The sequence below is a fragment of the Flavobacterium orientale genome (assembly GCF_014638005.1).
Taxonomy (GTDB): domain Bacteria; phylum Bacteroidota; class Bacteroidia; order Flavobacteriales; family Flavobacteriaceae; genus Flavobacterium; species Flavobacterium orientale.
Genome location: NZ_BMFG01000012.1, coordinates 54,757 through 65,633, shown reverse-complemented (window position 1 = coordinate 65,633; position 10,877 = coordinate 54,757). Strand labels below are relative to the sequence as shown.

Annotated in this window: 7 protein-coding genes; 6 read left to right on the top strand and 1 reads right to left on the bottom strand. The window is 36.6% G+C overall.

Annotated features, from left to right (window positions below; genetic code table 11):
• Positions 1 to 920 precede the first annotated feature (920 nt).
• A complete protein-coding gene (locus tag IEV15_RS13215) occupies positions 921 to 1,784 on the bottom strand; it encodes a hydroxymethylglutaryl-CoA lyase (protein ID WP_188363009.1) in 864 nt (287 codons plus the stop codon).
• A 303-nt stretch (positions 1,785 to 2,087) separates the two neighbouring features.
• Here IEV15_RS13215 and IEV15_RS13210 point away from each other — a divergent pair, with 303 nt between their 5' ends.
• From IEV15_RS13210 to IEV15_RS13185, 6 genes are all read left to right on the top strand, one after another.
• Positions 2,088 to 3,083: an alpha/beta hydrolase gene (locus IEV15_RS13210; RefSeq protein WP_188363008.1), complete on the top strand. Its 996-nt coding sequence runs from the start codon at positions 2,088 to 2,090 to the stop codon at positions 3,081 to 3,083.
• 547 nt (positions 3,084 to 3,630) lie between these two features.
• Positions 3,631 to 8,151: a PAS domain S-box protein gene (locus tag IEV15_RS13205; protein WP_188363007.1), complete on the top strand. Its 4,521-nt coding sequence runs from the start codon at positions 3,631 to 3,633 to the stop codon at positions 8,149 to 8,151.
• Between the two features lie 9 nt (positions 8,152 to 8,160).
• A complete protein-coding gene (locus tag IEV15_RS13200) occupies positions 8,161 to 8,589 on the top strand; it encodes a response regulator (protein ID WP_229734162.1) in 429 nt (142 codons plus the stop codon).
• 119 nt (positions 8,590 to 8,708) lie between these two features.
• Complete coding sequence (locus IEV15_RS13195) at positions 8,709 to 9,725, top strand: response regulator (protein ID WP_188363006.1); 1,017 nt, start codon at positions 8,709 to 8,711, stop codon at positions 9,723 to 9,725.
• Positions 9,712 to 10,101: a response regulator gene (locus tag IEV15_RS13190; RefSeq protein WP_188363005.1), complete on the top strand. Its 390-nt coding sequence runs from the start codon at positions 9,712 to 9,714 to the stop codon at positions 10,099 to 10,101. Before IEV15_RS13195 ends, IEV15_RS13190 begins: the two co-directional genes overlap by 14 nt.
• A gap of 210 nt (positions 10,102 to 10,311) precedes the next feature.
• Positions 10,312 to 10,722 carry a hypothetical protein gene (locus tag IEV15_RS13185; protein WP_188363004.1) on the top strand — a complete coding sequence of 137 codons (411 nt, stop codon included), beginning with the start codon at positions 10,312 to 10,314 and terminating at the stop codon, positions 10,720 to 10,722.
• Positions 10,723 to 10,877: the final 155 nt, after the last annotated feature.

Below are 10,877 nucleotides of genomic sequence, written 5' to 3'. Positions count from 1 at the left end.
GTTGGCTAAGGTTTACGCTAAGGTGTCGCAAAGATTGGAACGCGGATGATGCGGGTTGGCTTCGCCAAACGCGGATTGAACGGATTTAAATGCAACGCTGAAAAATTTCTCGCAAAGTCGCTGAGACGCAAAGACTAGCGTTGGCTAAGGTTTACGCTAAGGTGTCGCAAAGATTGGAACGCGGATGATGCGGGTTGGCTTCGCCAAACGCGGATTGAACGGATTTAAATGCAATGCTGAAAAATTTCTCGCAAAGTCGCTGAGACGCTAAGACTAGCGTTGGCTAAGGTTTACGCTAAGGTGTCGCAAAAATTGGAACGCGGATGATACGGGTTGGCTTCGCCAAACGCGGATTGAACGGATTTAAATGCAATGCTGAAAAATTTCTCGCAAAGTCGCTGAGACGCAAAGACTAGCGTTGGCTAAGGTTTACGCTAAGGTGTCGCAAAGATTGGAACGCGGATGATGCGGGTTGGCTTCGCCAAACTCGGATTGAACGGATTTAAATGCAATGCTGAAAAATTTCTCACATAGGAGTCGCAAAGATATGGAGTTCGCGAAGGTTTACGCAAAGAATCGCAAAGATTGGAACGCGGATTAAATGGGTGGCTTCGCCAAATGCGGATGATACGGATTTACATGTCAATTCATAACCTAAAAACGATATCTATTCCCTTTTAGAACACCGATTTTTAAAATTAAAGAAATAGAAAAAATTGAAGTCATTCGTACAATAAGACTCTAAAATTGGAATGCATTATTTTTTTGACATTAAGAAATTAAGACGCTTTGCTATATTTCATTAATGGACATAAAAGTTTCATTCGTTTTATTTTCTTCTGCCACAAAGAAAAGAAGGCACTAAAATACAAACTTGTATTTGCACCTATTAAAACCCGCAACTCGGCACCCGCAACTTTCTAATGAAACTCCCCAAATAATTTTGTTGCCTCGTTGTAGGCACTTTCAAAACTCATTGGGCTAGTATTAGTGTTTTCTTTTTGAGTAGTAAAATAAGATAGTAATTTTTCGGTAGGCATGTTGCCTGTTAGGTCGTCTTTGGCCATGGGACAACCTCCAAAACCTTGAATGGCTCCGTCAAATCGACGACACCCTGCTTTGTAGGCCGCATCTACTTTTTCAAACCATTTATCAGGAACGGTATGCAAATGGGATCCAAACTCTATCGCGGGGTATTTCGGAATCAGATTTTCAAACAAGTAACTAATCACATCGGGGGTTGAACTACCAACAGTGTCTGATAACGAAAGGATTTTTACACCCATACCAGCCAACTTTTCTGTCCACTCGCCTACAATGTCCACATTCCACGGATCACCATATGGATTTCCGAAACCCATAGATAAGTAAGCCACTACTTCTTTGTTGGTACTATTCGCAATAGCCAAAATCTCTTGTAAAGTAACAATCGATTCCGCAATGGTTTTGTGGGTGTTACGCATTTGGAAATTTTCAGAAATGGAAAACGGATAACCCAAATACTGTATCGCATCATGCTCGGACGCCAATTCTGCTCCTTTAGTATTAGCAATAATAGCTAATAATTTACTATGTGTTTGTGATAAATCGAGTTGTGATAATACGTCAGCGGTATCCACCATTTGGGGTATTGCCTTTGGTGAAACAAAACTTCCAAAGTCCAGTGTATCAAACCCTACGCGTAATAAGGCTTGCAAATAAGCCACTTTTCGTTCGGTAGGAATAAAGGTTTTAATGCCTTGCATGGCATCTCGTGGACATTCAATAATTTTTATTGGTTGCATAGATGCCCAAATATAAGGAAGAATTTTGGTTTATGAAATGGTTTTTTTTGAGGGGCTGAGAGGCTGAGGCACTGAGGGGCAGAATTTTTTCTTATAGAAAACACTGAAGATTATATTTTTTTATAGTAAGAAATTAAGATGCTACCTAAAGGTTTAATCGCAAAGAGCACAAAGGAAAATCGCAAAAGACGCAAGTTTTATGTAAGCTAAGAGATATAGATGATCTGTGACCGATAAAAGGTACTAGCTATTCAACAATAAAATTTCTATATTTGATACATCGAAACTTCTAAACGGTAACCTATGAAACGTTTACTTCTTCGAATCGGTGGTACACTCTTCGTTTTGGGAATAGTGTTGTATTTATTTTTTCTTCTTAGTCCCTATCCGTCGGTATGGCTTATCCGACAAGCCTTTAATAAAGAAGGGATACGAGCGAATGCAGCTTTAGAAGAACACGTACCAGAAGGCATTTCCACATTAGAAGATATTTCCTACGACACTAATGATAAAGACGCCTTTCTAGATGCTTATTATCCTACTGCAGCCCTTAAAACAGGTAAAAAATTACCCGTAATTGTTTGGACTCATGGGGGTGGTTTGATTTCAGGCTCCAGGAAACAAGTAGCCAATTATTGTAAGCTCTTGGCAGCAGAAGGTTATTTAGTTATCGCGGTTGGGTATTCCATAGCTCCTGAAAAAAAGTACCCCACTCCTATTCGGCAGTTGAATAACGCATTAACTTTTATTGCTTCAGGGTCGCACCAACTGCCAGCTGATACTTCCTTTGTGGTTTTGGCAGGTGACTCCGGGGGTGCTATGCTTACGGCGGCTACTGCGGCATTAATCACCAATCCAACCTATGCCCAACAACTTGACATTACAGCAGGTTTACAACCCAACCAACTCAAAGGGCTTTTGTTATTTTGTGGGATTTATGACATAAGCAAAATTGAAGTATCAGATGATTTTGGAGGTTTTATGCAAACTGTTTCATGGGCGTATTTGGGTGAGAAAAACATTGAAGCGATTAACAACCTCGATGAGATTTCAGTTCCAACTCATATCACCGCTACTTTTCCGTCTACTTTTATTACTGCGGGAAACGGCGATCCTTTAGAAGCTCAGTCTAAATTATTAAGCAATCATTTGCAATCGTTACAAGTAAAAGTGGACACTTTGTTTTATCCAGTGAGTCGCCAGCCGGCTTTGGGGCATGAATACCAATTTACTTATAATGCCGCAGGGCAAAATGCATTTAGAAGGACTTTAGGATTTTTGGAGGGACTGCGGGATTGAAGTGCATTATGTTTTCCTTCCTCAAAAGTTTAACTGCAAGGGCACAAAGGAAAATCGCAAAGGATGCAAGTTTTTAGTGTCATTTAGATTTTTTATCATCAAGGATTTATGATGCTACACTTTGTGTTGCAGTTTAGCTGTACAACTGAAAAGTAGCAGTAAGATAGACTTAGATTTTTTTTCATCGATATGGCAAGAAACGTTGTTTTGTCCCTTATTTATGTGTTATTTACATAATTTTAGAGGGTACTTTATGTGAGCATATTATAATGTTTGAATTAAATTATAAAGTTTTTCTTTAAAATTAATTTTTGTTTCCTATCTTTGATTTTATTTTTTTTATAAAATTATTCCTTATATTTTTTGTTAATTTCTATCAATTTATTTGTTTATTATTTTATTTTCTAAAGTTATTCTATCGATTTTAGAAAATTAGCGAGTATCAAAAACTTTATTTAGTTTATTTTTTTAAGGATTTTATATTTTTTTTATAACTAGCTCAGAAAATACCGTAAAGTAGTTTGACTTTACAACTAACAAATTTAGAATGAATACAAATCAAAATAAGGATTCTAATAAAAGTACCTCGGAATCCGATTTCAACGCTCTTTTCCTTTACAATCCTATTCCCAATTGGGTCTACAACCTAGCCGATTATAGTATTATAGATGTAAATCATGCCGCTATTGCGTTGTATGGCTATACTAAAGAGGCCTTTTTATCAATGTCAGTTCTGGATTTAAGTCCTAAAGAGGAAATTTCACAAGTTATTGAGGCACATCAAACCATTCACAATCAGGAAGGAACTATTCCGTTTGGTGTATTTCTACACAATAAAAAAAGTGGAGAAATGCTGTCTATGGATATCTATGGACACAAGGTTATGTTTCAAGGTCAACAAGCGATAATGATTTCTGCTATTAATGTAACGGACAGCGAAAAGCAATTTCAGGATATAAAAGCCTCAGAGGAAAAATTGAAAGCGGCTGCTTCGATTGCCAACCTCGGGTATTGGCGGCTTGAAATGGATGGAAATACCTTAACTTGGTCGGATGAGATTTATAAAATTTGGGGGGTTACTAAAGAAACATTTTCACTTTCCTATGAAAATTTTGTTAAGACCGTTCATCCCGATGATTTGGAAGAATTTGAAAGAGAACAAGCTAATGCTTTTGCAGGAATCAAAACCCATGACACGATCCACCGAATTTTGCTGCCCAACGGCAGTATTAAATGGGTGCATGAGCGAGGCAGGTTAGTAAAAAACGACATTGGAAAACCCATTGCATTTGAAGGTACTGTTCAAGATATTACGGCTCAACGAAAAGAAGAGCAACGTTTAAAATTATTAGAGAGTGTTATCACCCACACCAATGATGCTGTTTTAATTACCGAAGCGGAACCTTTTGATGAGCCGGGGCCCAGAATACTTTATGTCAATGAGGCGTTTACCCGAATGACCGGCTATAGTACTGAAGAAGTAGTAGGGCAAACCCCTAGAATTCTTCAAGGTCCTAATTCCGATAAAAATGAATTGCAAAAATTAGGAGCTGCTTTACGCCGTTGGGAATCTTGTGAAATTACCACCATCAATTACAAAAAAAACGGTGACCCATTTTGGATTCACTTTACAATTTCGCCTGTTGCGGATGAAAAAGGATGGTATACCCACTGGATTGCCATTGAACGCGATGTCACTGCTGCAAAAAACAATCAAATTCAAAATGATTTATTGGCCAAAATAAGCCAAACATTTAATGAGGGTGTTGATTTAAAAACTTCTTTGCATGAGCTTTGTAATCTCATAGCTACTTATGAAAACTTCAATTTGTGTGAAATTTGGTTGCCTTCGGTTGATTCAACTTCGTTGCGTCTTTCTACAAAATTTTTGGCTGATTCCAGTACAGTTGCCTTTTACAACCACGCAGAAGATATCACAGAGGTCACCATTGGAGAAGGTCTTCCCGGAATGGTTTGGAAAGAAAAAAAATCTATTGTTTGGGGCGATTTACAGAAGAACCCCAACTTTTTAAGGCGAGAAGCCGCAAAAAAAGCGAAAATAAGATCTATTTTGGGTATTCCACTAAAACATCAGCAAACAATTGTGGGTGTACTTGTTGTAGGCACGCCGAATGCAACTAACTTACTTACGCAGCACCAAGCCATTCTATCCAAATTTGAAAGCTTTATCGGGTCAGAAATTTACCGAAAACGTCTGGAAAACGATCTTTTTCATTTATTTGAAGCACTCCCTGACCTTATCTGTTTGGTTAGTTTTGATGGTAAATTTCTGAAAATCAACAAAGCCGGTTGTACTATTTTGGGTTATCAAGAGGAGGAACTAGTAGGTTTTTCTTTTATAGATTTTATACATCCTGACGATAAGGATGTTTCCGGGCTTGAACTGCAAGACTTTACGAAAGGTTCCAGTACTTTTCAATTTGAAAACCGTTATCTAACTAAAACAGGTGAAATTGTTTGGCTCAGTTGGCATTGCAACTCTTTGGTTGACGAAAAAGTAGTTTATGCTACTGCCAAAAACATCACCAATGAACGCAAACTCGAAGAGCTGTTAAATAATGCCACCACGATGACAAGCATAGGCGGTTGGGAAATCGATTTGATTAATAACAGAATTGTTTGGTCTGATGAAGTACACAAGATACATGAGACCAACCCAAAACACCATATTTTAGAACTTGAATCGGCAATAAATTTTTACAAAGAAGACCATAGGGCTGCGGTAAATGCTATAATTCAGCATTCTATAGTTACCGGTGACCCTTTTGATTTTGAAGCTCCATTAATTACGGCAAAGGGTAACGAAAAATGGGTGCGATGCATCGGAAAAAGCGAACGTATAGCAGGTGTTTGTACTAAGATTTTCGGAAGTATCCAGGATATTCATTCTATGAAGACTACCTCGCTGCAAATCACTGAAATTTTAGGTAGTATATCTGACGCATTTTATGCTTTGGATAAAAATTGGAAGTTTACCTATTTCAACAAAGAGGCCGAACTCCTATTGGACCGAAAAAGGGAGGATGTTATCGGTAAAAGTATTTGGGACGAATTTGCCCCCGCCAGAGATACGATTTTGGAAACCATCTACAAAAGGGTGGCCGCTTCGGGTAATGCAGAAACGTATGAATACTTTTATCCCGGCACTAATTCTTGGTATGAAATCAATACTTATCCTTCCAACGGTGGTGTTTCTTCCTATTTTAAAAATATTGACGAGCGAAAGAAAGCTGCCGAAGATTTAAAACTTGCTTTTGAAGAAAAAATCAAGATTATAGAGAGCATTGGTGATGCTTTTTTTACTATGACCAGAGACTTTATCGTAACCTATTGGAACAAAACTGCTGAAAAGCTTTTAGGAGTTAAACGAGAGGAGGTATTGGGCAAAAACCTCTGGACAGTTTTCCCGGATGCAGTACACCTTGCTTCCTTTAAAAATTATCACAAGGTATTAAAAACGCAACAACCGATTACGTTTGAAGACTATTTTGGCAAGTGGCTTGAAGTGAACGCATATCCTTCCAACGAGGGGATTACTGTATTTTTTAGAGATATTACACTCCGAAAAGAAGCCGATTACAGGTTGCAAAAAGCGTTTGATGAGAGAAACAAAATATTAGAAAGTATTGGCGATGCGTTTTTTGCAGTAGATACCAATTGGATTGTTACTTATTGGAACAAAGAGGCAGAAAAGGTGTTGGGTAGAAAAAAAGAGGGTATTGTTGGAAAACACCTTTGGGAAGAATATGCGGATGCCATTGAATCTGATTTTTATAAGCAGTATCATAAAGCAGTTGCCACAGGTGAAAATGTTACTTTTGAGGAATTTTATGCTACATTAAACAAATGGTTTGAGGTTACTGCATACCCGAATGCTGAAGGGCTATCGGTGTATTTTAAAGACGTCTCTTTACGAAAACAGACCGATATCAAAATTCTGGAGGCCAACGAACGCTTTGAAAAAATATCAGAAGCTACCAACGATGCCATTTGGGATTGGAACATTCATGATAATACGTTGTATTGGGGAGAAGGGTTTAAGAAATTGTTTGGCTATGATATCGAAAACATTACACCCTCCTATGAATTGTGGCTCTCTTTGATTCACCCTGATGATGTAACGATGGTACTGGAATCGCTCCACTTATCAACCACCAACCTAAATATTCAAAAATGGAGCATGGAATATCGCTTTAAAAAAGCAAATGGTGATTATGCTTATGTTATTGATAAAGGGGTTATAATTAGAGATGCTAAAGGCAAATCAAGTAGAATGTTGGGTGCGATTACTGATATCACTTTCAGAAAACGATATGAATTGGAATTGTATGAGCTGAATACTTCGTTAAAAAAGCACACCCAAGAATTGGAATTGGCTAATGAAGAGTTGGATCAATTTGCTTTTACGGCGTCTCACGATTTGCAGGAACCTCTGCGGATGATCACCAGCTTTATGGATTTACTTAAAAGAAAATACGGTCATCAACTGGATGATAAAGCCCATCAATATATTCATTTTGCTACCGACGGTGCCAAGCGAATGAAGCGTATTATTATTGATTTACTGGAATATTCCAGAGCAGGACGGTTTGCGGAAGTTAGTGAATCCATTGATTTGAATGAGGTGATGGAGGACTATTTACGTTTGCGTCGTAAAATAATTCAAGAAAAAAATGCTCAAATTAATTTTGGTGATTTACCAACGGTCGTGGGTGAAAAGGCTCCGTTAGTGCAAACGATTCATTCCCTTTTGGACAATGCCATTAAATATTCCAAAACCAATATAGCTCCGGAAATTACCATTTCTGTTGAAGATGCAGATTCAGAGTGGATTTTTAAAATTCAAGATGAAGGGATCGGTATTGATGAATTGTTTTTTGAAAAAATATTTATTATATTTCAGCGATTACACAATCGAAATCAATATGACGGTACCGGCATTGGCCTTGCTATTGTAAAAAAACACGTTGAAATGTGGGGAGGAAGAGTCTGGGTAACTTCCGAATTAGATAAAGGAAGTACCTTCTATTTTACATTGAACAAATAATTTAGTCCTATGATTAAAGAAGTACACATTTTATTAGTAGAAGACAATGAAGGTGACATTGTCTTAACGCTTGATGCTTTTGAAGAGAGCAAAGTTAAAACAAAAATCAGTATCGCCCGAAACGGTCAGGAGGCCTTGGATTTTCTTTTCAAGCGAGCAGCTTATGCTGACGTTGGTACTCCTGATTTAATATTAATGGATATTAATATTCCTATTTATAGCGGCCATGACATTTTAAAAAAAATCAAAGAAGATATTATTTTAAAGAAGATACCCGTTATCATGCTTACTACCTCGTCGAGTCAAAAAGATATTAATAGAGCTTATGAAAGTCATTGCAATAGTTTTGTCACCAAGCCAATAGATATGGATGATTTTTTAAATGCCATTTTAAAAATTGAAGAGTTTTGGTTGCAATTATCAAAATTTGCTAAGTAAAGGAAAAACTTAAAATCGTGCCCCAAAGTAAATCTACCTAATAAAACGTATCCTTTCTTTGTCGTTAGTACTAAAGAAAAACACACTAATTTTAATGAAACTAATAATGCTGTGTCTTTATGGAAAATACTAAAATAAACGTACTTGTTGTAGAAGATAATCCAGGGGATTATCTCTTAATAGAAGATCATTTGAATGAGAAATTTAATCATTTGGTGATTGACCACTGTGCGGATTATCAATCGGTTCTTACACGTTTGGATTCAGGAAAAGATTCTTCAGTCATACTGTTAGATTTAAATTTACCTGACTTTGATGGTATGGCGTTAGTGGAAAGTGTTCAGAAAAAATCGGAGGGGGTACCCATCATTATTTTAACCGGCTACAGCGACATCAAAATTGCCAAAGAAAGTTTATCGAAAGGTATCTCCGACTTTTTGATTAAGGATGATATTACTGCTGAAAATCTCTATAAAGCTATCGTTTATGCCATTGAACGAAAGAAATTTTTGTGTGAGCAACAAAAGTCTAAGGTGGTGTACCAACACCTTTTCAACTTCACGCCCCAGCCTTTATGGCTGTATGACGCTGAAACATTACAATTTTTAGATGTTAATGAAGCAGCGGTTAGAAAATATGGATACAGTAAAGAAGAATTTCTAAGTATGACCATTCGAGAAATTCGACCAAAAAATGAATTGAAAGCCTTAGAAAAGCAACTCACAAAATCGGAGGAAGAACGGCAACAAGATTTTGCAGGTCTCTATACACATACACTAAAATCAGGTGAAAACATACAAGTGGAAATTCACAGCGGTGATATGGAATACAATGGCAGAAGAGCCCGTATAGTTTTATCTAATGACATCACTGATAAATTAACCCATTTAAAAACCATTGAAGAACAAAATAAAAAATTAAAAAAAATAGCCTGGACCCAATCGCATATTGTCAGAGCTCCCATTTCGCGAATACTCGGCATTTTAAACCTCATTGAAATGATAACAGAAGATTCAGACGATTTATCATTTTTACTCAGTCAGTTACGAGTTTCAACCAATGAGATGGACACGATTGTTCGTGACATTGTAAATGAAAGTCAATTAATAAATTTGGAAAATTATGAAAACGACTAAAATTATTTTGATAATTGATGATGATGATATCCATCAATACATCTCAAAGAAAACCATTGCTAAACTCGGAGCAGACAGCCCTGTATTTTCATGTCCGAATGGTGAAATCGGATTAGAGAAGCTACTTCAGGAATATTCTAAAGATGAACATTTTATTATTTTTTTAGATATCAATATGCCCATAATGAATGGTTGGGAATTTATTGAAAAATTTTTGAGTTTGAATTTGAATGCAAATGACAACATTGATATCTATTTGGTTTCTTCTTCTACTGATTCGGTTGATATAAAAAAAGCTGATGAATCGGGCTGTATTAAAGAATTTTTATCAAAACCTATTGCTATTGAAAAATACAAAAGTATTTTAAAAGAATAATAAGTAAACAACGTTGTCAGAAGTTTTTATCGATAGTTGTTAACGAAATCCGATAGCTGTCTTAAAACGAGGATTTATAAAAAGCTGCGTTACGTCAAAGCATTTTCGATACTTTCCATTATTCTAATTTAAACTGCACCACACAACAAAAATCAAACAAACAACTTATACCTTTTTTTTCTATTTTTATTCCATTAAAAACAAAAAATTATGCATCCGATAGTTCGTAACATTTTAGCAGTTATCCTTGGTTTTATTTTGGGCAGTATGGTAAATATGGCACTGATACAGCTGAGTGGTATTATTATTCCACCACCGGAAGGCACTGATGTTTCCAACATGGAAAGTCTGAAAGCGACCATGCACTTGTTTGAATCCAAACATTTTTTATTTCCTTTTTTAGCTCATGCTTTAGGTACTTTAGTCGCGGCTTTTGTTGTTACAAAATTAGCTGTCACACATATAAAAAAATTGGTACTTCTAATTGGTATGTTGTTTTTATTTGCAGGTATTATCAATATCATCTTATTGCCATCTCCCCTTTGGTTTACCATTGTTGATTTGCTGGCTTATATCCCGATGGCTTATTTGGGTTGGGTACTTGGAGGGAAGAGGGAGTAGATTAGGCTAGAGGCTAGTAATTAGTGATTAGTAATTAGTGATTGGTTGGGTTGAAAGGCGGCTTTATGTTACAATACAAAATAGGAGAACGGTGCTATTTTAATTTTTTAACGCCTCATTTGTAGGATATTAAAATAAATTTTAATAGTATTGTA